Origin of the sequence: Streptomyces sp. NPDC001678 (assembly GCF_042892945.1) — a bacterium.
Classification (GTDB): Bacteria; Actinomycetota; Actinomycetes; order Streptomycetales; family Streptomycetaceae; genus Streptomyces.
On record NZ_JBIAUP010000001.1, the window covers coordinates 677,893 to 703,465 of the forward strand.

Genomic DNA, 25,573 nt, shown 5'->3' on the forward strand with positions numbered 1-25,573 from the left:
GTGAAATCCCTCCCCCGCCCACCCGATATGTGCTCTCTTGGGAGCAGAAGCCACGACATCGGAGTCATGACATCGTGGCCCACCTCTGGGAGGGGGTGCCGGCGCGTGCGGGTGTTCATCGCGGGGATCGACGGATATCTCGGCTGGCCGCTGGCCCAGCACCTGGCCGCCCGGGGGCACACCGTCGCCGGTGCCGACGCGCTGCTGCGCCGGGCCTGGGTCGCCGAGCGGGGCTCGGTCAGCGCCGTGCCGATCGCCCCGGTCCACGAGCGGCTCGCCGCGTTCCGTGAGCTCACCGGCGGGCCCCTGCCGTTCTCGCCCCTGGACCTGCGGGACCACCCCGCGCTGGGCCGGGCGCTGGCGGGCTTCGCGCCGGACGCCGTGGTGCACCTCGCCGAGTGCCCGTCCGCGCCGTACTCGATGATCGACTTCCGGCACGCCGACTTCGTCCAGGGCAACAACGTCTCCGGCACCCTCAGCCTGCTGTTCGCGATGCGCGAGCACTGCCCCGGCGCCCATCTGGTCAAGCTCGGCACCATGGGCGAGTACGGCACGCCCGATCTGGACATCCCCGAGGGCTTCTTCGACGTCGAGTTCCGCGGCCGGCGCGACCGGCTGCCGTTCCCCCGGCAGGCGGGCTCCTGGTACCACTGGAGCAAGGTCTTCGACTCGCAGAACGTCGGCTTCGCCTGCCGGCTGTGGGGGCTCGCGGCGACCGATGTCATGCAGGGGGTCGTCTACGGGAGCTGGTGCCCGCCCGCCGATCCCCGGCTCAACAGCCGCCTGGACTTCGACGAGGCGTTCGGCACCGCGGTCAATCGTTTCTGCTGTCAGACGGTGATCGGCCGCCCCATCACCCCGTACGGTCACGGCACCCAGAGCCGCGGCCTGCTGTCGCTGGCCGACTGCCTCCAGTGCCTCACCCTCGCCCTGGAGCACCCGCCCGCCCCCGGCGAGTACCGCGTCTTCAACCAGCTGCGCGACGTGCTGACCGTCGGCCGGCTCGCCGAGCTGGTCCGGGACGCCGCGTGGGCGCTGGGCCTCGACGCCCGTATCGCCGCCGTCGACAATCCGCGCGACGAGGCGGAGGCGCACCACTACAACCCCGACAGCGAGAAGCTGCGGGAGCTGGGCTTCAAGCCCTCGGCGCCCATCGGCACCGAGCTGCGGCGGATGATCGGCGATCTGCTGCCGCACGCCGACCGCGTACGGGCCCACGCCGACCGGCTCCCGCCGACCGTCCGCTGGCGACCGCCCCAGACCTCTTCCGTCCCGAATCCAGCAGAGGAAGGAAACCGGAATGAGCCGGAAACTGCGGCAGATCATGACGACGGTGGCCGAGGACCCCACCGCCCTGCGTGAGCTGTGCGACGACACCCCCGCCCTCGCCGAGCGCTTCGGCCTGTCCCCCGAGGAGCACGACCGGCTGGCCGGGGCCGAGCGGCTGGTGCCCCAGGCGCCGGGTGCCTACATGTCGATCACCCTCCACACGATCACCATCACCGCGGACCGCGGCCTGTGACAGCCGCCCCGCCCGGGATCAGCGTGGTCCTGCCCGCGCGGGACGAGGGCGACAGGGTCGGGGCGACCATCGCCTCGGCCCTGGACGCCGCCGCCGGGCCGGCGGGCGTCGAGTTCGTCGTCGTGGACGACTGCTCGGCGCCCGAGAAACGGCCCGAGGTCGGCGACGCCGCGGCCCGGCGCCGTACGACGGTCATCCGCTCCGCCCGGCACCTCGGCGTGGGCGCCGCCCGCAATCTCGCCGCCCGGCACGCCCGGGGCCGGGTGCTGTTCGTGACGGACGCCCACACCCGCTTCTCCGCCGGCTGGGACCGCGCGGCCACCCGGCTGCTCGCCCCGGGGCGGATCCTGTCCGTCACCATCGCCGACAGCACCTCGGACTGGCGCGGCCACGGCTGCCGCCTCGTCGTCCCGTACATGGGCACGCGCTGGAACACGACCCCGCCCGGCCCGGCGCCCCACGTCCACGTGGCCTCCTCGGCCGGCACGGTCGTCGAACGCGCGCTCTTCGACCGCCTCGGCGGCTACGACGAGGGGATGGTGCACTACGGCGGCTTCGAGCCCGAGTTCAGCGTGCGCGCGTGGCGGGCCGGCGCCGAGATCGTCCACACCACCGACATCGAGATCACCCACCGGTTCAAGCCCAGGGAGGAGGTGACCTCCTTCGTCGGCACGGCGCGCACCTCGATCGTCCACAACTGTCTGCGCTTCGGCACGGCCCATCTGCCGGAGTCGATGATCCTGCAGATGGTGCGGCTGCACGCCCTGGAGTTCCCCGAGCACATCCGCGCGGCGCTGGCCCTGCTGGAGGAGCGCGGCGCGTGGCGCCGCCGCGAGGAGCTGGCGGCGACGCTCCCGCACGACTTCGCGTGGTTCGTACGCCGCTTCGACCTGCTCGATCAGATCGGCAGGCCGGTCCCCGAAAAGTAGACCCTCACGACGGCGTGCGCGCCGCCGCGAGGAGCCGGTCGGTGTCCTCCGGACAGATCAGCAGCGCCCGCCCCACCGTCGCCAGCACCTCCCGCTCAGCGGGCCGGTAGGGGCCGTCGGCCAGGGCGATCCGGGCCCCCTGGAGCAGGATCTGCTCACGGCCCGCGGGCGCCAGGTGCGGGGCCAGCGGCTCCAGGGCCTCGTGGAGCTCGATGGCCAGCGCCGTGCCGCAGGGGTCGAAGCCGTCGCGGCTCGCGTCCCCGGGCGGCGTCGCGTACCGCCCGGGCAGCCGTCCGGTGTCCGCGGCGAGCGCCTCGATCAGGGTGACGAGCTGCTCCTCGCTGCAATCGGCGAAGCCGGCCGCCCGCACCGCGCCGACCGCCGCGCGGCGGACCGTACGGGCCTCGGTGCCGCCCGCGGCCAGCACGGCGAGCGCCACCGTGTGCACGGCGTCGCGCAGCATCGCGGAGAAGCGGGTGGTGGTGGGGTGGTCGAGGACGTCCATGGCGTAGCGGCCGCGACAGGCCGTGCACTCCACGATGGGCCCGACCGGGCCGCGCGGCAGCAGCGGCACCCCGAACGCGACAAGGCGGCGCCGGCCCGTGCGGCGGTGGTAATTGCGGTCGCCACCGCAACCGGGGCAGAAGAATTCGCCGTCTCCGACAGTGCGCCATACGGTGCGTACGCCCACTACACGCCGGTCCGGGCTGTGTCGGCCTTGCGCGTGCATCACGGCGCACCTCCATAACGCCACGGCCGGGGTGCCGCGTTGACGTGATGTTAGCCACATCGTTGATGCCGCGTCAGTACCCCGACGGCCGAGTTGGGGCAGGTACTGGCCGAAGGCGCCGGTGAGCCCACCGGATGCGGTGTTTTCACCGGCGCCAGGTTGACGCCGGGCGACGGACGTTACGGACCGTCAGTGGTGTGGGCGGCGTCAGCGGCGTTGGCGGCGTCAGCGGCGGTAGGCGCGGTTCACCGCCGAGACGACGGCCTTGATCGAGGCCCGGGTCGTGTTGCCGTCGATGCCGATGCCCCACAGCACCTTGCCGTCGATCACGCACTCGATGTACGAGGCGGCCTGGGCGCTCGCGCCCTCGCTCATCGTGTGCTCGGTGTAGTCGAGCAGCCGGGCGTCGACGCCGATGCCGGCCAGCGCGTCGAAGAAGGCCGAGATCGGACCGTTGCCCGTGCCCGTGAGCAGGGTCTGCTCGCCGTCGACGACCGCTTCGACGGTCAGCGCGTCGAGGCCCTCGGCGGTGGTGGAGGTCTGCGTGGAGCGCAGCAGAGCGATCCGGCCCCAGGCGTTGCCGTGCACCGGCAGGTACTCGTCCTGGAAGACGGCCCAGATCTCCTGCGGGGTGACCTCGCCGCCCTCGGCGTCGGTCTTCGTCTGGATGATCTTCGAGAACTCGATCTGCATCCGGCGCGGCAGGTCCAGCTTGTGGTCGTGCTTGAGGACGTAGGCGATACCGCCCTTGCCGGACTGGGAGTTGACGCGGATGACGGCCTCGTACGAACGGCCGACGTCCTTCGGGTCGATGGGCAGGTAGGGCACCGCCCACTCGATGTCGTCCACGGTCTTCCCGGCGGCGGCCGCGTCGGCCTCCATCGCCTCGAAGCCCTTCTTGATGGCGTCCTGGTGGGAGCCGGAGAAGGCGGTGTAGACCAGGTCGCCCGCGTAGGGGTGGCGCGGGTGGACCTCCATCTGGTTGCAGTACTCGGCGGTCCGGCGGACCTCGTCGATCTGCGAGAAGTCGATCTGCGGGTCGACGCCCTGGGAGAAGAGGTTCATGCCCAGGGTGACCAGGTCGACGTTGCCGGTGCGCTCGCCCTGGCCGAACAGACAGCCCTCGATCCGGTCCGCGCCCGCCATGACCGCCAGCTCGGCGGCGGCGACGGCGGTGCCCCGGTCGTTGTGCGGGTGCACGGACAGGCAGATGTGCTCACGGCGGGACAGCTGCCGGGACATCCACTCGAAACGGTCGGCGTGGGTGGAGGGGGTGGAGCGCTCCACGGTCGCCGGCAGGTTCAGGATGATCTCGCGGCCCGCCTCGGGCTGCCAGACGTCCATGACGCCCTCGCAGACCTCCAGCGCGAAGTCCAGCTCGGTGTCGGTGAAGATCTCCGGGCTGTACTGGTAGCCGAAGACGGTGCCGTCGCCGAGGATCTTGTCGGCGTACTCCATCACCAGCCGGGTGCCGTCGACGGCGATCTGCTTGACCTGCTCGCGCGAGCCCCGGAAGACCACGCGGCGGAAGACGGGCGCGGTGGCGTTGTAGAGGTGGACGGTGGCGCGGTGGGCGCCGCGCAGGGACTCCACCGTCCGCTCGATCAGCTCCTCGCGGGCCTGGGTGAGGACGGAGATCGTCACGTCCTCGGGGATCGCGCCCTCCTCGATGATCGAGCGCACGAAGTCGAAGTCCGTGGCGCCGGAGGAGGGGAAACCGACCTCGATCTCCTTGTAGCCCATGCGCACCAGCAGGTCGAACATCTCGCGCTTGCGGGCGGGCGACATGGGGTCGATCAGCGCCTGGTTGCCGTCGCGCAGATCGGTCGACAGCCAGCGGGGCGCCTTGGTGATCCGCCGGTCCGGCCAGGTGCGGTCGGGGATCTCCACGGCGTCGTAGGGGCGGTACTTGTGCACCGGCATCCCGGACGGCCGCTGGGTGACGGAGGCGGCGGTGACGGGCGTGGGGCGGCCGACGGATACGGAAGGCTGCTGGGACATGGTGCGGAAGGCTCCTCGGAGTGTCCTTGCGGGACGGCCGACGGGCTGCTGCTGATCGACGGGTGCGCAGCACCGGACTCCGCGGGGAGGGGGTCGGCCTTCGCTACAGACCCTCGCCGCGGCAGCTAAGAAGAAGCAGCACGTCACGCATGGTGCTCAGCAGGTTAGCCGAGACGCGCGGGGCGGGGCAGGGGCGTTTCAGCATGCGGGACGGGGCCGGGGGCACGCGGAACCACCGCACTCGTTTGTGTGAATCCCCGCACCGGGCGCTGACAAGGCGGGGACCCGGTGCCAGATTCGGCCCATGACTACCCAGAACCACGGGATCTTCTGCGGCATCGTCCCGCCGCACGTACTCGACCGGCTGGCCGAGTCAGAGGACCCCCGTCACTACGAACCCGCGCGCCGCACCCTTGAGCACGATGGCGCCCTGCGCACCCGCCGCCGGATCACCGCGGTGCGGACGACGGTGGACTCCTCGGCGGGCACCCCGTCCGACAAGCCGCAGCGGACGATCTACGACGCCGGGCACGTGGAGACCCTGCCGGGCCGCAAGGTGCACGCCGAGGCCGACGCGCCCAGCAAGGACGCCACGGTCAACCGGGCGAACGCCGGGCTCGGCGCCACGTTCGACCTCTACCTCAACGTCTACGGCCGGCACTCCATCGACGGCGCCGGCCTGCCGCTGAACGCCACCGTCCACTACGGCGAGAAGTACGACAACGCCTTCTGGGACGGCGAGCAGATGGTCTTCGGCGACGGGGACGGCGATCTCTTCCTGGACTTCACCATCCCTGTGGACGTCATCGGCCACGAGCTGACCCACGGGGTGACCCAGCACACCGCCAATCTGGAGTACTACGGCCAGTCCGGCGCGCTCAACGAGTCCATCTCGGACGTCTTCGGCTCGCTGATCAAGCAGTACGCCCTCGGGCAGACCACCGACCAGGCCGACTGGCTGATCGGCCAGGGGCTCCTCGGCCCGGACGTCACCGGTCAGGCCCTGCGCTCGATGAAGGCGCCCGGCACCGCCTACGACGACGACAAGCTCGGCAAGGACCCGCAGCCCGCCACCATGGAGCACTTCGTGCGCACCAGCCGGGACAACGGCGGTGTGCACATCAACTCCGGCATCCCCAACCACGCGTTCTACCTGCTGGCCACCGCCCTCGGCGGGCACGCCTGGGAGCGCGCGGGGCACATCTGGTACGCCACGCTGACCGGCGGGGAGCTGGCCCAGGACGCCGACTTCGCGGCCTTCGCCCGGCTGACGGCGGCGTCGGCGCGGACGCTGTACGGCGAGGGCGACGCCGTGCAGGCGGTGCTCAAGGCGTGGAGCCAGGTGGGCGTCCCCACGGCATAGGGCCGGCCGGCCCCGGAAGGAGGCCGGTCGGACCGGGAATGACCGCGAGCCATGGGGTAGGGATGACGGCATGCGTATCGTCATCACCCGTACCGGCGGATTCGCCGGCATCGAGCGCCGGGCCGAGCTGGACACGTGCGACCGGCCCGACGCCACGCATCTGGAGGCCCTGGCCCACCGCGCCCTGGCGCCGGGCCGGGAGTCCCCCGGGCATGCCCGGGGCGTCCCGGACGGCTTCCACTACGTCATCGACGTGGACGGCCGCTCGGTCCACCTCGCGGACCCCCACCTGTCGGAGGACCAGCGCGAGCTGATCCGCACGGTGCTCAAGGAAGGCGCGTGAGCGCCTCCGGCGCTAGAAGCCCAGCTTCCGCAGCTGCTTGGGGTCCCGCTGCCAGTCCTTGGCGACCTTCACGTGCAGGTCGAGGTAGACCGGCGTGCCCAGCAGTGCCTCGATGTGCTTGCGGGACTTCATGCCGACCTCCTTCAGGCGGGCGCCCTTGGGGCCGATGATGATGCCCTTCTGGCTGGGCCTCTCGATGTAGACGTTGGCGTGGATGTCCAGCAGCGGCTTGTCCTTGGGCCGGTCCTCGCGCGGCAGCATCTCCTCGACCACGACGGCGATGGAGTGCGGCAGCTCGTCGCGGACGCCCTCCAGGGCGGCCTCGCGGATCAGCTCGGCGACCATGATCTGCTCGGGCTCGTCGGTGAGGTCGCCCTCGGGGTAGAGCGGCGGGCTCTCCGGCAGCAGCGGGGCGATCAGGTCGGCCAGCAGCGACACCTGCTTGTCGCCGACGGCCGAGACCGGGACGATCTGCTTCCACTCGAAGCCGAGCTCCGTGGCGAGCTGGTCGATCGCGATGAGCTGCTCGGCGAGCTGCTTGGAGTCGACCAGGTCCGTCTTGGTGACGATCGCGATCTTCGGGGTCTTCTTGATCCCCGCGAGCTCCTTGGCGATGAACTTGTCGCCCGGGCCGATCTTCTGGTCGGCGGGCAGACAGAAGCCGATCACGTCGACCTCGGCCCAGGTGGTCCGGACGACGTCGTTGAGCCGCTCACCCAGCAGGGTGCGCGGCTTGTGGAGACCGGGCGTGTCCACCAGGACGAGCTGGGCGTCCGGGCGGTGGACGATGCCGCGCACGGTGTGCCGGGTGGTCTGCGGACGGTTGGAGGTGATCGCGACCTTCGTCCCCACCAGTGCGTTGGTCAGGGTCGACTTGCCCGCGTTGGGGCGGCCGACGAAGCACGCGAAGCCCGCGCGGTGGGGGGCCTGGGACGGGGAGGAAGCTCTATCCATACCCCATATTCTCCCCGATCCCCCGGCGGCCTCCGACCAACGGCCGGGCGCGGCGCTCAGCCGGCCGTCACCACCGCCCCCGGCGTCCCGTCCGGGCCCGCCAGCAGCACGGGCGTCGCGGGCCCGCCCAGGTCGCGTACGGCGGCGCGGTCCTCGTCGGTGACGGCCGTCGCCCCGGAGACCACCGCCGCCGCCTCCAGGGACTTCGCCCCACTGGCCACGGCCATGGCCACGGCCGTCCGGAGCGCGCTCAGCCGCAGCGACTCCAGGGCGACCGTCCCGGCGACGTACGTACGGCCGGTCTCGTCACGGACGGCCGCGCCCTCGGGCACGGCGTTACGGGCGCGGGTGGCGCGGGCGAGCGTGATCAGCTTGCGGTCTTCGGGGTCCAGGGCATCCAGGGCATCCGTCATGCCTGGAGCATAGGGGCGCCCCCGGAGGCGCCCCCGGGCGGCCTGCTCACCCGGCCTCACCCGGCCACCGAGTACATCGCGCCGCGCCGGCCCTCGGGCGAGGTCAGCCACGCCACCTTCTCGGCCGTGGCGGTCTCGGGGGCGGGGTTGTGCAGCACGATCGTCAGGTCCGGGCGGGCCGGTACGCGCAGCTGGGTGCTCTCGAAGAGGAGTTCGCCCACGAGCGGGTGGTGGAGGGCCTTGCGCACCAGGCCCGCCGGGCACACGTCGCCACGGGCCCACAGCTCCGTGAATTCCGGGCTCGCGGCGGAGACGTCGGCCAGCACCTCCTCGAAGCCCTCGTCGCCGGGGCGCTCCGAGCAGGCGGCGCGGTAGGCGGCGACGACGCGCGGGGCGTTCTCCGCCCAGTTCGCGGCGCGCGAGCGGTAGACGGGGTCGGTGAAGAAGTCGATCAGGCAGTTCTGCCGGTTCTCCGGGCGGAAGCCGAGGACGAGCCTGGCGGACTCGTTGTAGGCGACCAGGTTCCAGTACGGGTCCATGATGTGCGCCGGGGAGGGCAGCCAGCCGTCGATCAGCCGGCGCAGCCCGTCGCACAGGTACTCCGCGTCGTACTCGGCCTCGGGCAGCGGCGGGTTCAGCCCCGCCAGGACGTACAGATGCCGCCGCTCGGCCCCGGCCAGCCGCAGCACCCGCGCGACCGCGTCGAGGACCTGCGGCGAGACGGTGATGTCCCTGCCCTGCTCCAGCCACTGGTACCAGGAGGCGCCCACCCCGGCGAGGACCGCGACCTCCTCGCGGCGCAGCCCCGGCGTCCGGCGGCGGCCCCCGCCGTCGGGCAGCCCCGCCTCGGCCGGGGACACCCTCGCCCGGCGGCTCATCAGGAACTCGCGCAGCTCATGACGGCGGCGCGGCTTCTCCTGCAACGCTACGGTCAACTCTCCCCCTTGACTGGTGTTGCGACCACCACGATAAGCGCGCACTCCCCAGGGTTGTTCCGCCCGGCGGAGGGTGGTCGCATGGCGATCGACTCCCCTCCCCTCACACCCCCCGGCACACCCACCGTCGCGTCCCCGCGGATGTCCGGCCGCGACAAGCTGACCCTGATGGTGCTGTGCGCGGCGCAGTTCATCGTCGCCCTCGACTTCTCCATCCTGAACGTGGCGCTGCCCGTCCTCGGCGACGACCTGGGCATGAGCCAGGCGGACCTCCAGTGGGCGGTCACGGCCTTCGCCCTGCCGTCGGGCGGCTTCCTGCTCTTCTTCGGCCGGATCGCCGACCTCTACGGGCGCCGGAAGCTCTTCCTGGCCGGGCTCGTCCTCTTCACCGTCGCCTCCGCGCTGGCCACCGTCGCCTGGGACCCGGCGACCTTCCTCACCGGCCGGGCCCTCCAGGGCCTGGGCGCGGCCGTGATCGTGCCGACCGGGATGTCCCTGCTGACCACGACCTTCGCCGAGGGCCCGCAGCGCGAGCGGGCGCTGGGCATCAGCGGCACCCTGATGTCCCTGGGCTTCACCATCGGCATGGTGCTCGGCGGCGTCATGACCGACACGCTGGGCTGGCGCTCCACGATGGGGCTGCTGGCGGTGGCGGGCGTCGGCGTGCTCCTCGCCGCGCCCGGCCTGCTGACGGAGTCCCGGCGCGCGGAGCGCCCCCGGCTGGACCTGCCGGGCGCGGTGACGGTGACGGGCGGTCTGCTCGCGGTGATCTACGCCCTGTCGACCGCCGCCCAGCGGGGCTTCGGCGGCGCGGACGTCGTTCTCGCGCTGATCGCCGGCGCGGTCCTGCTGGTGGCCTTCGTCGTCGTCGAGTCCCGGGCGGCCGAGCCGCTGGTGTCCCTGCCGATGCTGGGCCGGCGGACGGTGGCCTGGGGGAACCTGGCCGGGCTGACCACGTTCGCGATGATGTCCTCGGTGATCTTCCTGCTCACGCTGTACCTCCAGGAGGTCCTGGAGCTCTCCGCCGTCCGCACCGGCCTGATCTTCGGTGTGACGGGCGTGGCGGCGGCGCTCGCCGGGATGACCGCGCCCCGGATCATCGCCCGCTTCGGGGCGCGCGCCACGCTGGTGACGGGTCTGCTGGTGCAGGCCGTCTGCACGGCGGCCCTGCTGGGCCTGGGCGACGGCCCGGCCGGCGCCTGGCTGGCGCTGGTGGGGAGCTCGCTGGGCTGCGTCGGCCATCTGTGGGCGATCGTCGCGTACGGCGTGACGGCGACGTCGGGGCTGCCGGACGGTTCGCAGGGGCTGGCGACGGGGCTGGTCACCAGCTCCCAGCAGGTGGGGCTGACCATTGGCATCCCGCTGCTGAGTGCGGTGGCGTCGGCGCGGGTGTCCGCGCTGCGGGATGCGGGGCACTCGTTCGCGTCGGCGACGTTGGGGGGCGTGCGGCTGGGTGTCGGCGTCGACGCGGTCGTGGTCGTGGCGGTGGCCGCGGCGACGTTCGTGGGCTTGCGCCGAGGGCGGTGAGTGAGCCCCAACCCCGCCCTTTCACCGTTTCCCGAGGGCTCCGCCCCCGGACCCCCGGTCCTCAATCGCCGGACGGGCTGCTGTGCTGTGTCCTCAATCGCCGGACGGGCTGAAATCAGCCCGTCCGGCGTTTGAGGACACCGTGGTCCGCCGCAATCGCGAGCAACCCGCCCAGAATCGAGACGTTCGCGAAGAACGCCACCCGGTGCTGCATCCGCTTCCCCGGGTCGTCTTCCCGCCAGTACGCGTGACCCGCCAGGGTCGTCGGGACGAGGCTGGCGGCGAGGGTCAGGGCGGAGAGCCTGGGGAGGATCCCCAGGGCGAGCAGCCCGCCCGCCCCCAGGTGCACCGCCCCGTTCAGTCGTACGAGCGCCCGCGCGTCGCGCGGCAGGACCGGGATCCAGTCCGCGATGGCGAGCGCGACGGGTGCCGCGACCGGCGCGAGGAGTTCGGGGCGGCGGACGGTCTGGACGCCGGCGCTGATGAACGCCGACGCCAGCAGCGGCCGCGCGAGAGTTCTGAGAACCGCCATTCCAGGACGGTTCCCGTACCGGCCCGGGAGGATTCCCCCGAACGGGACGATTCCCCCGCTCAGTCCTCCTGGAAGAGACCCCGCACCGGCTCCACGAGCACCGTGACGATGCGGTTGCGCCGCCCCGCCGCGGCCTCCGCGGTGAGCCGCAGCGCCGTGAGCGTGGGGTCCTTGCCGTGTTCGGAGACGTGCTCGGAGAGCGGGACCTCCGCCGTCGCGCCGGCGATCGGCACCCGGCCCAGCGACTTGGCCAGCAGTCCGCCGACCGTCTCGACGTCCTCGTCGTCGAACTCGTCGAGGCCGTAGAGCTCGCCGAGGTCGCCGATGTCGAGCCGGGCCGTGACCCGGTAGCGGTCGTCGCCGAGCTCCTCGACGGGCGGCAGCTCCCGGTCGTACTCGTCGGTGATCTCGCCGACGATCTCCTCGAGGATGTCCTCGATGGTGACGATGCCGGCCGTGCCGCCGTACTCGTCGATGACGACCGCGCAGTGGTTGCGCTGCTGCTGCATCTCGCGCAGCAGGTCGCCCGCGTTCTTGGTGTCCGGGACGAAGACGGCCGGCCGCATCGCGGTGGAGACCAGCTCGCTCTCCGCGTCACGGTTGATGTGCGTCTTGCGGACGAGGTCCTTGAGGTAGACGATGCCCACCACGTCGTCCTCGTTCTCGCCCGTCACCGGGATCCGGGAGAAGCCGGAGCGCAGGGCGAGGGTGAGCGCCTGGCGGATGGTCTTGCCGCGCTCTATGACGATCAGGTCCGTGCGCGGCACCATGACCTCGCGGACGAGGGTGTCGCCGAGCTCGAAGACGGAGTGCACCATGCGGCGCTCGTCGTCCTCGATCAGCGACTCCTGCTCCGCCAGGTCGACCATGGCCCGCAGCTCCGCCTCCGAGGCGAAGGGGCCCATGCGGAAGCCCTTGCCGGGGGTGAGGGCGTTGCCGATGAGGATCAGCAGCCGGGGCACCGGCCCCATGATCCGGGCGAGCGGCAGCAGCACGTACGCGGCGGCCGTGGCGGTGCCCAGCGGGTGCTGGCGGCCGATGGTGCGCGGGGAGACGCCGACGGCCACGTACGAGACGAGGACCATCACCGCGATGGCGACGGTCAGCGCCTGCCAGGTGGCGTCGAAGGACTCCAGGCAGACATAGGTGACGAAGACGCCCGCCGCCATCTCGCAGGCGACGCGCACCAGCAGCGCGACGTTCAGATAGCGGGTGGGGTCGGCCGCGACGGCCATCAGCCGCGCGCTGCCCCGCCGCCCGGCCCGGGCGGCCTCCTCGGCCCGGAACCGGGTGGTCCGGGCGAGGCCGGCCTCGGCGCAGGCGGCGAGCCAGGCGACGACGAGCAGCAGGACCGCGGCGGCGATCAGCTGGCCGGTCACGTGAACGTGGGAGCCGGGGAGGGCCCTTCGATGCCGCGCTCGGCGCGCCAGCCGTCGATGATCGCCGCCTGGAGGCCGAACATCTCGGCCTTCTCGTCGGGCTCCTCGTGGTCGTAGCCGAGGAGGTGGAGCACGCCGTGGACGGTCAGGAGCTGGAGCTCCTCGTCCATGGAGTGCCCGGTCGGGGCCTCCTCGCCCTGCTTCTTCGCGACCTCCGGGCAGAGGACGATGTCGCCGAGGAGACCCTGCGGCGGCTCGTCGTCGTCCTTGGCCGGCGGGCGCAGCTCGTCCATCGGGAAGGACATCACATCGGTGGGACCGGGGAGGTCCATCCACTGGATGTGGAGCTGCTCCATGGCATCGGCGTCGACAACGATGACCGAGAGTTCGGAGAGCGGGTGGATACGCATCCGGGTGAGGGCGTAGCGGGCGACGTCCAGGATCGCCTGCTCGTCGACCTCCGTGCCGGATTCGTTGTTGACGTCGATTGACATGCTGTTACCGGGTCTTACTTTCCGTTGCGGCTGTCGTACTGCTCGTACGCGTCGACAATACGGCCGACGAGCTTGTGCCGGACGACGTCCCTGCTGGTGAGGTACGAGAAATGGACGTCGGTGACGCCCTCCAGGATCTCCTGCACCTGGCGCAGACCGCTCTTGGTGCCGCCGGGCAGGTCGATCTGGGTGATGTCACCCGTGATCACGATCTTGGAGTCGAAGCCGAGCCGGGTGAGGAACATCTTCATCTGCTCGGGGTTCGTGTTCTGCGCCTCGTCGAGGATGATGAACGCGTCGTTGAGGGTGTTGTGCGTGAGCAGGTAGTCCTCGGTGACGTAGAGAGAGTCCTCGGCGGCCACCTGGATGCACACCGCCTCCTCGCGGCCTACGGGCTCGATGCTGTCGATGAAGCGCATCGGCCGCCCGCCGCCCCCGGCGGCCCGGTACTTCTCGAGCTTGCGCGTGAGCCGGAACGGCTCGACGCCCTCCGGGAGCCGGATGTCGACGATGTGCGCGTCATGGTTGTACGTGACGTCGCGCCCCTTGGCCCGTCCGGGCTTCCGGCCCTTCGCAGCCCGGCGACGGCTGTAGGCGATGCCTCCCAGGGACTGGACCAGCGCGATGACGTCGTCCCGGAGCAGGATCGATGTCGTCGAGTACTGGATACGGCAGGTGCGGCCCTCCTGGGTCACCGGGCCTCCGTCGGAGTCGAGCAGCCCCTGGAGGACGGCGAGACGGATCTCCGCGGAGTTGTGGAGGTATTCCTCCGGAACGAACTTCGAGCACGACCTGGTGCCGACCAGGTCCAGGGCACGCAGGGCCCGCGTCACCGGATTCTCCAGGGTGACGACGTCGCCCGGTGCCTTGACCCGATTCAGCGTGTAGTCCACGCCGCCCTTCCACCGCACGTCGACGCCTGGCAGCGCCGTCTCCAGAGCGGACGCGAGCTCCGGGTCCTCGGTGGCGAATGAAGGCGTCGTGCTGCCCGTCAGGCAACCGTCGCCCAGCAGCAGGCCGAGGGCGTACGGGTCCATGGGGACCTCACGCTCCGGGAAGCAGACCGGCTGGGTCAGGAGGGGCAGCTCGTACCTCCGGGCCTGCGCGGCACGGAGGCTGCCGATCATCTCCTTGGTCTCCAGCACCCGCCACGGCTTGTCACGGCGCTTGTCCGCTGCCGTACGCACCGTCCAGAGGTGCTCTCCGCAACAGAGCGTGGACGAACCGTCCTGTGCGGTGACGCGGTAGATGTCCTTCTCACCCTGCGGGTACACACCGAGGACCGGGGTCGGCTCACCGTTCGACCCCACGACCAAGTCGCCGACTTGGAGGTCACCGATGGGGCGCCAGCCGTCCGGGGTCAGCACCTTGGTGAAGACCGGCTGAGCGCGACCACGCATATACGCCAGCGGGGCGACCTCGATCGTCCCGGCGGCCATCAGGCGCGGGATGGAGTCGGGGTCGAGCATGTCGTGGAGGGCGTCGTAGAGCGGCCGCAGATAGGGGTCGATCTTCTCGTAGAGCGTGCCGGGCAGGAAGCCCAGCCGCTCGCCCGCCTCGACGGCCGGCCGGGTCAGGATGATCCGGGTGACCTGCTTGGACTGGAGGGCCTGGACCGCCTTGGCCATGGCCAGATAGGTCTTTCCGGTACCGGCGGGGCCGATGCCGAAGACGACCGTGTGCTTGTCGATCGCGTCGACGTAGCGCTTCTGGTTGAGCGTCTTGGGGCGGATGGTGCGGCCGCGGCTGGAGAGAATGTTCTGGGTGAGGACCTCGGCGGGGGTCTCGCCCTCGCCCTCCTCGCCCCTCAGCATGGCGATCGAGCGTTCCACCGCGTCCTCCGTCATCGGCTGCCCGGTGCGGAGCACCAGCATCATCTCGTCGAACAGGCGCTGTACGAGGGCGACTTCGCGATCGTCCCCCGTGGCGCTCACCTCATTGCCCCGGACGTGGATGTCGGTGGCCGGGAACGCCTTCTCGATCACCCGCAGGAGCTTGTCCCCGGAGCCCAGGATCGTCACCATCGGGTGCTTCGCCGGGACCGTGAACCGCGCCGTCGCCTGCGGTCGTGTGGGTGTCTGAGTCATGGGCCGGCACTGAAGGCCTGCTCATCACCTCTTCCTGCCGCTCTTCGTGTCCGAAAAACCTTGGAATACCAGGGTACGACGCGTGCCCCGGCAATCCCGAGGGCTTTTCCCCGGCCCCTCGGGACACCCGCCCCACGACGGCCCACGACGTCCTACGACGGCCTGCGGAAGCCCAGCGTCGGCAGCGCCCGGCGCAGCGGCCAGGGGCTGATGGCCTCGGGGAGGACCTCGTCGAGGAAGGCGTAGCGGCGCAGCGTGGCCGGGGACTGGTCGTCGAAGGACCGGACGTGCTGCCACCACGCGGCGATCTCCACCCAGCCGGGCGCCGACAGCGACCCCCCGAACTCCTGGACCGACAGGGCGGCCGTCAGCCCCGCGAAGGCCAGCCGGTCGGCCAGCGGCCACTCGGCGAGGGTGCCGGTGACGAAGCCGGCCACGAAGACGTCCCCCGCGCCGGTGGGGTCGAGGGCCTCGACGACGATCCCGGGCACCTCGGCGCTCTCGCCGGTGCGCCCGTCCACCGCGTAGGCGCCCCGCTCCCCCATCGTGACCACGGCCAGCGGCACCTTGTCCGTGAGCGCGCGGGCGGCGGCGCGCGGGCAGTCGGTGCGGGTGTAGCGCATGGCCTCCTCGGCGTTGGGCAGGAAGGCCTCGCAGTGCTCCAGGTCGGCGAGGTCCGCCGGGTCCCAGCGGCCGGTCTCGTCCCAGCCGACGTCGGCGAAGACCCGGCTGCCCCGGCGGGCCGCCGTCGCGATCCACTCCTCCTGCCGCCCGGGCGTCAGCAGCCCCACACAGGCCCGCGCGGGCGGCGGGCACTGGGGGGCGGGCTCCTCGGGCGGCGGGGCCTCGTGGCCGTGGGAGACCATGGTCCGCTCGCCCTCGTAGGCCATGGAGACGGTGACCGGGGAGTGCCAGCCGGGCACCGTGCGCGACAGGCTCAGGTCGATGCCCTCGCCCCGGGAGAGGGACTCCCAGCAGTACTCGCCGTACATGTCGTCGCCGAAGGCGGCGGCGAGCGAGGTGCGCAGGCCCAGCCGGGCCAGGGCGGTGGCCATGTTGGCGACGCCGCCGGGGCTGGAGCCCATGCCGCGCGCCCAGGACTCGGTGCCGCGCACGGGGGCGGAGTCGAGGCCGGTGAAGATGATGTCGAGGAAGACGGTCCCGGTCAGATAGACGTCGGTGGGCGGGTCCGCCTCGGTGCGGAGGGCTGCGAGCGGGTCCAGGACCGGCGCCGTTCCCTCGAAGCGTTCTCCGCGGACACCTGTGTGGGTGGAAGAGGCCGTCATGCTCGCTCGTCGCTCCTCTCGAGGATGCACGAAATGCGGATCCGCACAGTGTGCCCGAAGCTGAGGTACGTTCCGTTCCATGAGGCTCACCATTCTCGGCGGCGGCGGATTCCGGGTGCCTCTGGTGCACCGGGCCCTGCTGGACGATGCCCGGCGCGACGCCCCGGGCCGCTGCACGGAACTCGTGCTCCACGACACCGACTCCGCGCGCATGAGGGTGATCGCCTCCGTGCTGGACGCCCAGGCCGCCGGGGTGCCCGGCGCCCCCTCCGTACGGCTCGCGGAGGACCTGGACGAGGCGCTGCGCGGCGCCGATTTCGTCTTCTCCGCGATCCGGGTGGGCGGCACGGCCGGACGGGTCCTGGACGAGCGGATCCCGCTCGCCGAGGGCGTCCTGGGCCAGGAGACGGTCGGCGCGGGCGGGGTGCTCTACGGGCTCCGTACGGTCCTGGTGGCCACGGGGATCGCCGAGAGGGTCGCGCGGATCGCCCCGGAGGCGTGGGTCATCAACTTCACCAACCCCGCCGGGATGGTGACGGAGGCGATGTCCGCCGTGCTCGGCCCGCGCGTCATCGGCATCTGCGATTCACCCGTGGGGCTGGTCCGCCGCGCCGCGCGGGCGGCGGGCGCGGACCCGGACGGGGTCACCTACGACTACGTGGGCCTCAACCACCTGGGCTGGCTCCGCTCGTTGGTCCGGGACGGCGAGGACCTGCTCCCGGGGCTGCTGCGCGACGAGGCGGCCCTGGCCTCCTTCGAGGAGGGCAAGCTCTTCGGCGCCCGCTGGCTCCAGGCGCTCGGCGCCCTGCCCAACGAATACCTCCACTACTACTACTTCCGCCGCGAGACCCTGCGCTCGGTCATGGAGTCGGCGGAGACCCGCGGCGAGTTCCTCGATCAGCAGCAGGGCGACTTCTTCACCCGTGCGGCCGCCGAACCGGACCGCTCCTTCGAGCTGTGGGAGCACACCCGGCTGCGCCGCGAGGAGACGTACATGGCCGAGAGCCGCGCGGCGACCGGCGGCTGGCAGCGCGACACCTGCGACCTGGACGGCGGCGGCTACGACCAGGTGGCGCTCGCCCTGATGCGGGCGATCAGCGCGGACGAACGCACCCGGCTGATCCTCAACGTCCCGAACGGGCTGACGGTCCCCGCCCTCGACTCCACCGCCATCATCGAAACCGTGTGCGAGGTCGGTGCGAAGGGCGCCCGGCCGCTGCCGTGCGCCCCGCTCCGGGAGGACCAGCTCGGGCTGATGCTCCAGCTCAAGGCCGTCGAACGGGCGGCCATCGAGGCCGCGCTCCACGAGGACCGCGACGCGGCCCTCCGCGCGCTGGCGCTCCACCCGCTGGTCGACTCCCCGTCGGTGGCGGCCCGCATCCTGGCCCGGGCGGGCCAGGAGTAGGCCTCCGGCCGGGGGCCGGGCCCAGAGCCGGGGGTCTGGCCTAGAAGACGACCACCGACCGCAGCACGTCCCCCTCGTGCATCCGGGCGAACGCCTTCTCCACGTCCCCCAGCCCGATCGTCTCGGTCACGAACGCCCCGAGGTCCAGTCGACCCTGAAGGTGGAGATCCACCAGCATCGGGAAGTCCCGCGACGGCAGGCAGTCCCCGTACCAGGAGGACTTCAGCGCGCCGCCCCGCCCGAAGACGTCCAGGAGCGGGAGCTGCAGCTTCATGTCCGGCGTCGGCACGCCCACCAGGACGACCGTGCCGGCCAGGTCACGGGCATAGAAGGCCTGCTCGTAGGTCTCGGGGCGGCCCACCGCCTCGATGACCACGTCCGCGCCGTGGCCGCCCGTGAGCTCGCGGATCGCCTCGACGGGGTCGGTGGAGCGGGAGTTCACCGTGTGCGTGGCGCCCATCTCGCGCGCCTTCGCGAGCTTGCGGTCGTCGATGTCGACGGCGATGATCCGCCCCGCGCCCGCCAGCCGGGAGCCCGCGATCGCCGCGTCGCCGACGCCGCCGCAGCCGATCACGGCGACGGAGTCGCCGCGTCCCACCCCGCCGGTGTTGATCGCGGCGCCGATGCCGGCCATCACGCCGCAGCCGAGCAGGCCCGCCACCTCCGGGGCGACCGAGGGGTCGACCTTGGTGCACTGACCCGCCGCGACCAGCGTCTTCTCGGCGAACGCGCCGATGCCGAGCGCGGGCGACAGCTCCGTGCCGTCGAGCAGGGTCATCTTCTGCTTGGCGTTGTGGGTGTTGAAGCAGTACTGGGGGCGGCCGCGCAGACAGGCCCGGCACTGGCCGCAGACGGCCCGCCAGTTGAGGATCACGAAGTCGCCGGGGGCCACCTCGGTGACGCCCTCGCCCACGGACTCCACGACGCCCGCCGCCTCGTGGCCGAGGAGGAAGGGGAAGTCGTCGTTGATGCCGCCCTGCTTGTAGTGGAGGTCGGTGTGGCAGACGCCGCACGCCTGGACCTTCACCACGGCCTCGCCCGGACCCGGGTCCGGCACCACGATCGTCTCGACCCGTACCGGCTCGTTCTTCCCCGGTGCGATGACTCCGCGTACTTCCTGCGCCATGATCTCGTGCCCCACCCTTCGTGTCGCTGGTCCGCACACCACGGTACGCCCAAACGATCTTTCTCCGCGTTTCTTCGCGCGTAGAGCATCACGTCGCCGGGTCCTTGACCCCGTCCGGCTCAGGCCTTAGCTTCGCGCTGCATCGTTCTTGTTACCCAGGAGTCACCAGTGTCGCTCTCCCTGAAGTCCACGCGTGTGCGCGTCGCCGCCGCCACCGCCGCCCTCGCCGTCGGCGCCGGCCTGTACACCGCGGGCGCGGCCTCCGCCGACCACGCGGTTCCCCGCACGGACAAGGAGATCCCGAACCTCACCCAGGTCCAGGACAAGATCAAGGCGTTCTACGGCGACACCGTCGACGCCTCCGGCCAGCACTACGCCTCGCCGGACAGCAACTACGCCAAGCAGGTCGCCGACATCCAGAAGAAGGCCAAGGCCCAGCTGGAGACGGTCGTGCGCAACGCGCAGCACGCCAAGAAGGGCGCGAAGAAGCCCGCCATCGTCCTGGACCTGGACGACACGACCCTGCTGACCTACAACTACGAGCTCCAGCAGGGCTTCCGCTTCACGCCCGAGTCGCAGGACGCGTACCTGAAGTCCACCGACATGGCCGCCGTCTTCGGCATGCCCAAGCTGGTCAACTGGGCCAAGTCCAAGGGCATCGAGGTCTTCTACGTCACCGGCCGTGACGAGCACCAGCGCGAGTGGAGCGTCCGCAACCTCAAGAACGTCGGCTACAAGCCCGTCGCCGACGCCTCCCACTTCTTCCTGAAGAACAAGAAGACCCCGCCGGCCTACCTGGCCTGCGGCGCCAAGTGCACGACGGTCGAGTACAAGTCGGGCACCCGCAAGTACATCGAGTCCAAGGGCTTCGACATCGTCGCCAACTTCGGCGACCAGTACAGCGACCTCCAGGGCGGCTACGCGAACCACACGTACAAGCTGCCGAACCCGATGTACTACCTGCCGTAAGGCATCCGGGGCGGGGCGGGGCTCTCACCCCGCCCCGCTCACCCCGTCCGCTCAGCGCCGCTTCGGCACGGGCACGCGCAGCAGGTCGCGGGCGACGGTGAGCTCGCCGTCGAAGCCCGCCGCGCGGGCCTGGCGCTCGAAGACCGACGGGTCGTCGTAGCGCTGGGAGAAGTGGGTGAGCACCAGATGCCGTACGCCCGCCCGCGCGGCGACGCGGGCGGCCTGGCCCGCCGTCAGATGGCCGTGCTCGGTGGCCAGCGGCTCGTCCTCGTCGAGGAACGTCGACTCGATGACGAGCATGTCGCAGCCCTCGGCCAGTTCGTGGACGCCGTCGCAGAGCCGGGTGTCCATCACGAAGGCGAAGCGCTGTCCGCGCCGCACCTCGCTGACCTCGTCCAGTGTCACCCCGCCGACCGCGCCCTCGCGCATCAGCCGGCCGACGTCCGGCCCGGCGATGCCGCGCTCGGCCAGCAGCTCGGGCAGCATCCGGCGCCCGTCCGGCTCCACCAGGCGGTAGCCGTAGGACTCGACGGGATGCGAGAGCCGGCGGGCCTGAAGGGTGTACGAGCCGGTGGCCGCCAGCACCGCGCCGGTGCCCGCGACCGGTTCCTGGACGAGCTTGACCGTCTCGCGGTAGGCCGTGGCGTAGCGCAGCCGCTTGAAGAAGCGCTCGCCGCTCGCCGGGTAGTGCGCGGTGACCGGATGCGGCACCCGGTCGAGGTTGATCCGCTGGATCACCCCGGCCAGGCCCAGGGAGTGGTCGCCATGGAAGTGGGTGACGCAGATCCGGTTGAGGTCGTGCGCGGCCACCCCGGCGCGCAGCATTTGACGCTGCGTCCCCTCGCCGGGGTCGAAGAGGATGCCGTCCCCGTCCCAGAGGAGGACGTAGCCGTTGTGGTTGCGGTGCCGGGTGGGGACCTGGCTGGCCGTGCCGAGGACGACGAGTTCGCGGACGGACAACGCTCTACCCGGGGGGCCAGTTGAAGCCACGGCCGCCGAGGACGTGGGCGTGCGCGTGGAAGACGGTCTGCCCGGCGCCGGCACCGGTGTTGAAGACGATCCGGAAGCCCTTGTCCCCGTTCTCCTGGAGGGCGACCTCGCCGGCCTCGCGCAGCACGTCGGCGGCGATCTGCGGCTCGGCGGCGGCGAGGGAGGCGGCGTCGGGGTAGTGCACCTTGGGGATCACCAGGCAGTGCACGGGCGCCTGGGGGTTGATGTCACGGAACGCGACGGTCGTCTCCGTCTCCTTGACGACCGTCGCGGGCACGTCTCCCTTGACGATCTTGCAGAACAGGCAGTCCGCCTGCGGTTCTCCCGCCACCGGTGGGCTCCTCCCGGGTCGTCGGCTCGTACGGTCCGGATGTTACCGGTCCGTCCGCACGGCCGCCGCGCCCCTCCGCCCCGCGCTCACTTGCCCGGCGCCGGAGGTCTGTCGGTGCAGCTCGCCGAGGGGCCCGGATCGCCCGTGGGCCTCGGCGCGGGCGGCGGCTTCTGCTGCCCGGGGCCCGGGGCGGTCGGGGGCCTGCCGCCGGTGTCGCCTGTCCGGTCGCAGTCGCCGAGCACGCTCACCTGGAAGACCGTCCGCCCGTCGACATTGGCCGTCAGCAGGCCGCGTACGCACGCCTGACCGGTGAGGCCCGTGACCCTGCCGAAGACGATGACCTTCCTGCCGGTGTCCGTACGGCCCTCGCAGTCGACGCCGACGACGGTCACCGGCAGCGCGCTGCCCGTGCCGGGGTCCTTGCCGCCGTTCTCGGCCTTGCCCCGGCAGCTCAGCCAGGCGACGTGGACGCCCTCGCGGTCGAGGGCGCGGGAGGCCTGCCGCTGCGCGGTGACGGCGACGGTCGTCGCGTCCAGCCCGGTGACCGGATCACAGCCGGACAGCGCCACGACGGCGGCGCCGGTGAGGACGACCGCGCTCAGTCCGTACCGAGCCCGGGGGAGGCGAATGGAACGTATGCGCCTTGACGCATCCATAGCGGGGAGTGTCCCACCGGCTCGCGTCCCGGGGAAAGGAGGCCTCCGGCCGTGGGCCCGTTGGCCCAATTCGGGCCAACTTCTCATGCTCTTACGGACGTTCGTAAGGAAACACAGGATTTATCGTTTCCGCACCCGAGTTTCACCTTCCCCCCTTACTCTCTCTGCCCTGAAGCACATACACGCGTGCTGGGGGGCCGCGTCCGGGGGTAGGGGGACACCTTTTGCTGACGTCCATAGTGGTCTGCGCGGTATCGCTCGCGCTCTTCTGGATGGCCGCCTTCACACTCTGGTGGCAGATGCACGCCTGGCGCACACCCGAGACGCTCGCGGGCACCCGCTTCCAGCCCGCCGGGGGCGAGGGCGCGCTCTCCTTCTCGCTCCTGGTGCCCGCCCGGCACGAACAGGCGGTCCTGGAGCACACCGTCACCCGGCTGCTCACCTCCACGCACGGCCGCTTCGAGGTGCTGGTGATCGTCGGGCACGACGACCCGGAGACCACCGAGGTCGCCGAGAGGGTCGCGGCCACCGCGCCGGACCGGGTACGGGTGATCGTCGACACCCATGAGAAGAAGAACAAGCCCAAGGCCCTCAACACCGCGCTCCCCCACTGCCGGGGCGAGGTCGTCGGGGTCTTCGACGCCGAGGACCAGGTCCACCCCGAGCTGCTCACCCATGTCGACCACGCCTTCCGGGCGACGGGCGCGGACGTGGTGCAGGGCGGGGTGCAGCTGATCAACTTCCACTCCAGCTGGTACAGCCTGCGCAACTGCCTGGAGTACTTCTTCTGGTTCCGCAGCCGCCTCCACCTCCACGCGGAGAAAGGTTTCATCCCGCTGGGCGGCAACACCGTCTTCGTCCGCACCGACGTCCTGCGCGAGGCCGGGGGCTGGGACCCCCGGTGTCTGGCCGAGGACTGCGACCTGGGCGTACGGCTCTCCAGCGCCGGCAAGCGCGTCGTCGTCGCCTACGACTCCGAGATGGTCACCCGCGAGGAGACCCCCGGCACCCTGATGAGCCTGCTCAAACAGCGCACCCGCTGGAACCAGGGCTTCCTCCAGGTCTACCGGAAGAAGGACTGGCGACGGCTGCCGACCCTCGCCCAGCGGATGCTCGCCCGCTACACCCTGATGACGCCCTTCTTCCAGGCGTTCAACGGCCTCGTCATCCCGCTGAACACAGCCATCGCCCTGCTGCTGGACGTCCCCGCCGCCGTCGCCGTGGTCACCTTCCTGCCCGCCGTGACCATGCTGGTCACCTTCGTCTTCGAGGTCGTCGGCCTCCACGACTTCGGCACGCAGTACGGCCTGCGCGTGCGCTTCGTCCACTACCTCAAGCTCATCCTCGGCGGCCCCTTCTACCAGATGCTCCTCGCGGGCGCGGCCGTCCGCGCCGTCTGGCGGGAGCAGCGGGGCCAGGGCGACTGGGAGCTCACCCGCCACGTCGGCGCGCACCTCACCCGAGAGGACGTCATGTCGTGACCGCGACCCTCCCGACCACCGCTGCTGCTGCCAAGGACCCGGCGGTCCTCGACACCGTCCCGGCCGTCACCCGGCTGCGCGCATCGCGCCCCGACCTGCTGCTGTGCGGGACGGTGCTGGCCACGATCCTCCTCGTCCAGGGCTGGAACTCAACCGGCTTCCCCGCCCTCAGCGACGACGAGGGCACCTATCTCGCCCAGGCCTGGGCAGTGCAGGAGGGCAAGGGCCTGGCCCACTACACGTACTGGTACGACCACCCGCCGCTGGGCTGGCTCCAACTGGCCCTCGTCACCTGGCTGCCCGCCGCCCTCTTCCCCGACGTCATGTCCGTCGCCCCGATGCGGGTCGCGATGCTGCTGGTGACGGCCGTCAGCGCGGTACTGCTCTACGTCCTGGCCCGGCGGCTGGGGCTCAGACGGTGGGCGGCGGCCCTGGCGATGGCCCTGTTCGGGCTGTCGCCGCTGGCGGTGGTGCTCCAGCGGGAGATCTTCCTCGACAACATCGCCGTGCTGTGGATCCTGCTGGCCTTCTGCCTGGCCGCCTCGCCCCGCCGCCACCTGTGGCACCACTTCGGGGCCGGGCTGGCGGCGGCGGTGGCCGTGCTGTCCAAGGAGACGATGCTCGTCCTCCTGCCCGCGCTGCTGGTGACCATGTGGCGGCACACCCACCGCGACACCCGCAAGTTCGCGGTGACCGGCGCGATCACCGCATGTGTGCTCACGGGCCTCGCCTATCCGCTGTTCGCGCTGCTCAACCGCGAGTTGTTCCCCGGCGACGGCCACGTCTCGCTGATCGACGGCATCAAGTACCAGATGAGCCGAGCCGGTTCGGGCTTCATCCTGGACGACGGCTCGGGCGCGCACGCGGTGCTGCGGTCCTGGCTCTACTACGACCGGGTGCTACCGGTCGCGGGCCTGGCGGCGGCGGTGCTGCTGCTGGCCGTGGCCCGCTGGTCCCGCACGGCCCGCGCCCTGGCGGGCCCGGCGACGGCGGCGGTGATCCTGGCCCTGGTGGCGCTGCGGCCGTCGGGCTACCTGCCGGCGATGTACGTGATCCAGATGCTGCCGTTCCTGGCGCTGGCACTGGCGGGGGCGGTATCGCTGCGGCCGTTCCGGGCGCCGGTCCGGCCCCTGCGCTGGACCATCGCCACAGCCGTCGCCGCGACCGCGGCCGCCCTCGTCCTCCCCCACTGGTACGACGCCACCCGTACCGCCCTCACCACCGACGCCAACGCCCCCTACCGCGCGGCAGCGCACTGGCTGCGCGACAAGGGCAACGTCCCCGATCCGACCCGCACCCGCGTCCTCGCCGACGACGCGATCTGGCTCGACCTCGTGCACGCGGGATACCGCCCCGGGACCGGGGCGGTCTGGTTCTACAAGGCCGACCTCGACCCCGCGATCGCCAAGACGATGCCGCGCGGCTGGCGCGACGTCGACTACGTCGTCGCCTCCCCGACCGTACGCCGCGACGCGCCCACGCTGCCGCTGGTGAGGGCGGCGCTGACGAACTCGGAGACCGTCGCCTCCTTCGGCGAGGGCGACGGCCGCGTCGAGATCCGCAGGGTGAAGCGGGCGGAAGCCCGGTGACGGAGGACACGCGGGAGGCCTTACGCCCATCATCCGCCCGCGCTCCCTCCTCCCCCTCCTCCCCCTTCACCCGCATCCTCCTCTTCGGCCTCATCGGCCTCACCGGCTTCGCGCCGAACCTCCTCTGCCTGAAGCTGCTCACCGCCGCCGGACTCCACTACGTCCCGGCGGAGATCGTCGCCAACCAGTTCGGCGTCGTCTGGAACTTCCTGCTGACGGAAGCGCTGCTCTACCGCGACCGCCGCGCGCACCGCCACTGGGCGGACCGGCTGGGGCGCGTCGCCGTGCTCGCCAACGCGGACCTGCTCCTGCGCATCCCCCTGATCGCGACGCTGGTGGACGGGGTGGGCCTCGGGGTCCTGCCCGCGACCGCCGTCGCCCTGCTGACCACCTTCGTCCTGCGCTACGCGGCCACGGAGGCGCTCGTCTACCTGCCGCGCCCCGGCCGTCCCGGCCGCACAAGCCGCACGAGCCACACGAGCCGCAGCGGAAAACACCGTCGTGAGAGCCGTCCGAGAAGGGACACGTGAT

The 25,573-nt window shown here is 71.7% G+C and carries 24 protein-coding genes and 1 pseudogene; 11 read left to right on the plus strand and 14 right to left on the minus strand.

Annotation, left to right across the window (positions count from 1 at the left end):
* Window positions 1-105 precede the first annotated feature (105 nt).
* From ACFYZR_RS03040 to ACFYZR_RS03050, 3 genes are read left to right on the plus strand one after another with little or no spacing between them, the layout of a single operon-like run.
* A complete protein-coding gene (locus ACFYZR_RS03040; protein WP_391904089.1) occupies window positions 106-1,362 on the plus strand; it encodes an NAD-dependent epimerase/dehydratase family protein in 1,257 nt (418 codons plus the stop codon).
* Window positions 1,301-1,522: a hypothetical protein gene (locus ACFYZR_RS03045; protein ID WP_391904092.1), complete on the plus strand. Its 222-nt coding sequence runs from the start codon at window positions 1,301-1,303 to the stop codon at window positions 1,520-1,522. The genes ACFYZR_RS03040 and ACFYZR_RS03045 overlap by 62 nt, the downstream gene beginning before the upstream one ends.
* On the plus strand, window positions 1,519-2,451 hold the full coding sequence (locus tag ACFYZR_RS03050) for a glycosyltransferase family 2 protein (protein ID WP_391904095.1): 933 nt from the start codon (window positions 1,519-1,521) through the stop codon (window positions 2,449-2,451). The genes ACFYZR_RS03045 and ACFYZR_RS03050 overlap by 4 nt, the downstream gene beginning before the upstream one ends.
* A gap of 4 nt (window positions 2,452-2,455) precedes the next feature.
* On the opposite strand, the gene ACFYZR_RS03055 is transcribed toward ACFYZR_RS03050, so the two are convergent.
* Window positions 2,456-3,181 carry a TerB family tellurite resistance protein gene (locus tag ACFYZR_RS03055; RefSeq protein ID WP_391904097.1) on the minus strand — a complete coding sequence of 242 codons (726 nt, stop codon included), beginning with the start codon at window positions 3,179-3,181 and terminating at the stop codon, window positions 2,456-2,458.
* A gap of 225 nt (window positions 3,182-3,406) precedes the next feature.
* Window positions 3,407-5,182, minus strand: coding sequence for a 2-isopropylmalate synthase (gene leuA / locus ACFYZR_RS03060; RefSeq protein WP_391904100.1), 1,776 nt, complete (start codon window positions 5,180-5,182; stop codon window positions 3,407-3,409).
* A gap of 304 nt (window positions 5,183-5,486) precedes the next feature.
* Here leuA and ACFYZR_RS03065 point away from each other — a divergent pair, with 304 nt between their 5' ends.
* Together ACFYZR_RS03065 and ACFYZR_RS03070 are read left to right on the plus strand one after the other, a co-directional pair.
* Window positions 5,487-6,545 (plus strand): M4 family metallopeptidase, encoded by a 1,059-nt coding sequence (locus ACFYZR_RS03065; protein ID WP_391904103.1) that lies wholly within the window; start codon window positions 5,487-5,489, stop codon window positions 6,543-6,545.
* A 70-nt stretch (window positions 6,546-6,615) separates the two neighbouring features.
* Window positions 6,616-6,888 carry a protealysin inhibitor emfourin gene (locus ACFYZR_RS03070; protein WP_391904105.1) on the plus strand — a complete coding sequence of 91 codons (273 nt, stop codon included), beginning with the start codon at window positions 6,616-6,618 and terminating at the stop codon, window positions 6,886-6,888.
* Between the two features lie 12 nt (window positions 6,889-6,900).
* Here ACFYZR_RS03070 and era read toward each other — a convergent pair whose 3' ends face one another.
* The 3 genes from era to ACFYZR_RS03085 are packed head-to-tail and all read right to left on the minus strand — an operon-like array spanning window position 6,901 to window position 9,133.
* Window positions 6,901-7,842 carry a GTPase Era gene (gene era, locus ACFYZR_RS03075; protein WP_391904107.1) on the minus strand — a complete coding sequence of 314 codons (942 nt, stop codon included), beginning with the start codon at window positions 7,840-7,842 and terminating at the stop codon, window positions 6,901-6,903.
* A gap of 56 nt (window positions 7,843-7,898) precedes the next feature.
* A complete protein-coding gene (locus tag ACFYZR_RS03080; RefSeq protein WP_391904109.1) occupies window positions 7,899-8,255 on the minus strand; it encodes a cytidine deaminase in 357 nt (118 codons plus the stop codon).
* Window positions 8,256-8,311: 56 nt separating this feature from the next.
* Window positions 8,312-9,133, minus strand: coding sequence for a helix-turn-helix transcriptional regulator (locus tag ACFYZR_RS03085; protein WP_391904370.1), 822 nt, complete (start codon window positions 9,131-9,133; stop codon window positions 8,312-8,314).
* Window positions 9,134-9,271: 138 nt separating this feature from the next.
* Here ACFYZR_RS03085 and ACFYZR_RS03090 point away from each other — a divergent pair, with 138 nt between their 5' ends.
* On the plus strand, window positions 9,272-10,717 hold the full coding sequence (locus ACFYZR_RS03090) for an MFS transporter (protein WP_391904112.1): 1,446 nt from the start codon (window positions 9,272-9,274) through the stop codon (window positions 10,715-10,717).
* A gap of 115 nt (window positions 10,718-10,832) precedes the next feature.
* Here the strand turns inward: ACFYZR_RS03090 and ACFYZR_RS03095 are convergent, their stop codons facing one another.
* The 5 genes from ACFYZR_RS03095 to ACFYZR_RS03115 all read right to left on the minus strand — a co-directional run bounded on the left by ACFYZR_RS03095 (window position 10,833) and on the right by ACFYZR_RS03115 (window position 16,495).
* On the minus strand, window positions 10,833-11,249 hold the full coding sequence (locus ACFYZR_RS03095) for a DoxX family membrane protein (RefSeq protein ID WP_391904115.1): 417 nt from the start codon (window positions 11,247-11,249) through the stop codon (window positions 10,833-10,835).
* Between the two features lie 59 nt (window positions 11,250-11,308).
* Complete coding sequence (locus ACFYZR_RS03100) at window positions 11,309-12,628, minus strand: hemolysin family protein (RefSeq protein WP_391904117.1); 1,320 nt, start codon at window positions 12,626-12,628, stop codon at window positions 11,309-11,311.
* Window positions 12,625-13,122, minus strand: a complete 498-nt coding sequence (gene ybeY, locus ACFYZR_RS03105; protein WP_229358006.1) for an rRNA maturation RNase YbeY — start codon at window positions 13,120-13,122, stop codon at window positions 12,625-12,627. The genes ACFYZR_RS03100 and ybeY overlap by 4 nt, the downstream gene beginning before the upstream one ends.
* Window positions 13,123-13,136: 14 nt before the next feature.
* Window positions 13,137-15,209: a PhoH family protein gene (locus tag ACFYZR_RS03110; RefSeq protein WP_391904122.1), complete on the minus strand. Its 2,073-nt coding sequence runs from the start codon at window positions 15,207-15,209 to the stop codon at window positions 13,137-13,139.
* Window positions 15,210-15,361: 152 nt separating this feature from the next.
* Window positions 15,362-16,495 (minus strand): carbohydrate kinase family protein, encoded by a 1,134-nt coding sequence (locus tag ACFYZR_RS03115; protein ID WP_391904124.1) that lies wholly within the window; start codon window positions 16,493-16,495, stop codon window positions 15,362-15,364.
* 79 nt (window positions 16,496-16,574) lie between these two features.
* Here ACFYZR_RS03115 and ACFYZR_RS03120 point away from each other — a divergent pair, with 79 nt between their 5' ends.
* Window positions 16,575-17,900 carry a 6-phospho-beta-glucosidase gene (locus ACFYZR_RS03120; protein ID WP_391904126.1) on the plus strand — a complete coding sequence of 442 codons (1,326 nt, stop codon included), beginning with the start codon at window positions 16,575-16,577 and terminating at the stop codon, window positions 17,898-17,900.
* Window positions 17,901-17,940: 40 nt separating this feature from the next.
* Here the strand turns inward: ACFYZR_RS03120 and ACFYZR_RS03125 are convergent, their stop codons facing one another.
* Complete coding sequence (locus ACFYZR_RS03125) at window positions 17,941-19,026, minus strand: S-(hydroxymethyl)mycothiol dehydrogenase (RefSeq protein ID WP_391904129.1); 1,086 nt, start codon at window positions 19,024-19,026, stop codon at window positions 17,941-17,943.
* Window positions 19,027-19,194: 168 nt separating this feature from the next.
* On the opposite strand from ACFYZR_RS03125, the gene ACFYZR_RS03130 reads away from it, so the two are divergent.
* Entirely contained in the window at window positions 19,195-19,995 is an 801-nt protein-coding gene (locus ACFYZR_RS03130; RefSeq protein ID WP_391904132.1) for an HAD family acid phosphatase, read from the plus strand.
* A 51-nt stretch (window positions 19,996-20,046) separates the two neighbouring features.
* On the opposite strand, the gene ACFYZR_RS03135 is transcribed toward ACFYZR_RS03130, so the two are convergent.
* The 3 genes from ACFYZR_RS03135 to ACFYZR_RS03145 all read right to left on the minus strand — a co-directional run bounded on the left by ACFYZR_RS03135 (window position 20,047) and on the right by ACFYZR_RS03145 (window position 21,972).
* The gene (locus ACFYZR_RS03135; protein ID WP_391904134.1) at window positions 20,047-20,955 is read right to left on the minus strand and encodes a ribonuclease Z; all 909 of its coding nucleotides are present in this window, start codon (window positions 20,953-20,955) and stop codon (window positions 20,047-20,049) included.
* A gap of 4 nt (window positions 20,956-20,959) precedes the next feature.
* Window positions 20,960-21,316, minus strand: a complete 357-nt coding sequence (locus ACFYZR_RS03140) for a histidine triad nucleotide-binding protein (protein ID WP_229357496.1) — start codon at window positions 21,314-21,316, stop codon at window positions 20,960-20,962.
* 86 nt (window positions 21,317-21,402) lie between these two features.
* A complete protein-coding gene (locus tag ACFYZR_RS03145) occupies window positions 21,403-21,972 on the minus strand; it encodes a hypothetical protein (RefSeq protein ID WP_391904139.1) in 570 nt (189 codons plus the stop codon).
* A 224-nt stretch (window positions 21,973-22,196) separates the two neighbouring features.
* Here ACFYZR_RS03145 and ACFYZR_RS03150 point away from each other — a divergent pair, with 224 nt between their 5' ends.
* The 3 genes and pseudogenes from ACFYZR_RS03150 to ACFYZR_RS03160 form a co-directional block, all read left to right on the plus strand.
* Window positions 22,197-23,453, plus strand: coding sequence for a glycosyltransferase (locus ACFYZR_RS03150; protein WP_391904141.1), 1,257 nt, complete (start codon window positions 22,197-22,199; stop codon window positions 23,451-23,453).
* Complete coding sequence (locus ACFYZR_RS03155; RefSeq protein ID WP_391904144.1) at window positions 23,450-25,042, plus strand: glycosyltransferase family 39 protein; 1,593 nt, start codon at window positions 23,450-23,452, stop codon at window positions 25,040-25,042. Before ACFYZR_RS03150 ends, ACFYZR_RS03155 begins: the two co-directional genes overlap by 4 nt.
* Window positions 25,024-25,572, plus strand: a pseudogene (locus tag ACFYZR_RS03160) (GtrA family protein); the annotation flags it as partial. The gene ACFYZR_RS03155 and the pseudogene ACFYZR_RS03160, both read left to right, overlap by 19 nt.
* Between the last annotated feature and the right edge of the window lies 1 nt (window position 25,573).

Bases quoted from the DNA above. Each gene is read 5' to 3' on its own strand.
- ACFYZR_RS03045 (WP_391904092.1), top strand. From the start codon at position 1,301: ATGAGCCGGAAACTGCGGCAGATCATGACGACGGTGGCCGAGGACCCC.
- ACFYZR_RS03055 (WP_391904097.1), bottom strand. From the start codon at position 3,181: ATGCACGCGCAAGGCCGACACAGCCCGGACCGGCGTGTAGTGGGCGTA.
- leuA (WP_391904100.1), bottom strand. From the start codon at position 5,182: ATGTCCCAGCAGCCTTCCGTATCCGTCGGCCGCCCCACGCCCGTCACC.
- ACFYZR_RS03065 (WP_391904103.1), top strand. From the start codon at position 5,487: ATGACTACCCAGAACCACGGGATCTTCTGCGGCATCGTCCCGCCGCAC.
- ACFYZR_RS03070 (WP_391904105.1), top strand. From the start codon at position 6,616: ATGCGTATCGTCATCACCCGTACCGGCGGATTCGCCGGCATCGAGCGC.
- era (WP_391904107.1), bottom strand. From the start codon at position 7,842: ATGGATAGAGCTTCCTCCCCGTCCCAGGCCCCCCACCGCGCGGGCTTC.
- ACFYZR_RS03080 (WP_391904109.1), bottom strand. From the start codon at position 8,255: ATGACGGATGCCCTGGATGCCCTGGACCCCGAAGACCGCAAGCTGATC.
- ACFYZR_RS03085 (WP_391904370.1), bottom strand. From the start codon at position 9,133: ATGAGCCGCCGGGCGAGGGTGTCCCCGGCCGAGGCGGGGCTGCCCGAC.
- ACFYZR_RS03090 (WP_391904112.1), top strand. From the start codon at position 9,272: ATGGCGATCGACTCCCCTCCCCTCACACCCCCCGGCACACCCACCGTC.
- ACFYZR_RS03095 (WP_391904115.1), bottom strand. From the start codon at position 11,249: ATGGCGGTTCTCAGAACTCTCGCGCGGCCGCTGCTGGCGTCGGCGTTC.
- ybeY (WP_229358006.1), bottom strand. From the start codon at position 13,122: ATGTCAATCGACGTCAACAACGAATCCGGCACGGAGGTCGACGAGCAG.
- ACFYZR_RS03110 (WP_391904122.1), bottom strand. From the start codon at position 15,209: ATGACTCAGACACCCACACGACCGCAGGCGACGGCGCGGTTCACGGTC.
- ACFYZR_RS03115 (WP_391904124.1), bottom strand. From the start codon at position 16,495: ATGACGGCCTCTTCCACCCACACAGGTGTCCGCGGAGAACGCTTCGAG.
- ACFYZR_RS03120 (WP_391904126.1), top strand. From the start codon at position 16,575: ATGAGGCTCACCATTCTCGGCGGCGGCGGATTCCGGGTGCCTCTGGTG.
- ACFYZR_RS03125 (WP_391904129.1), bottom strand. From the start codon at position 19,026: ATGGCGCAGGAAGTACGCGGAGTCATCGCACCGGGGAAGAACGAGCCG.
- ACFYZR_RS03145 (WP_391904139.1), bottom strand. From the start codon at position 21,972: ATGGATGCGTCAAGGCGCATACGTTCCATTCGCCTCCCCCGGGCTCGG.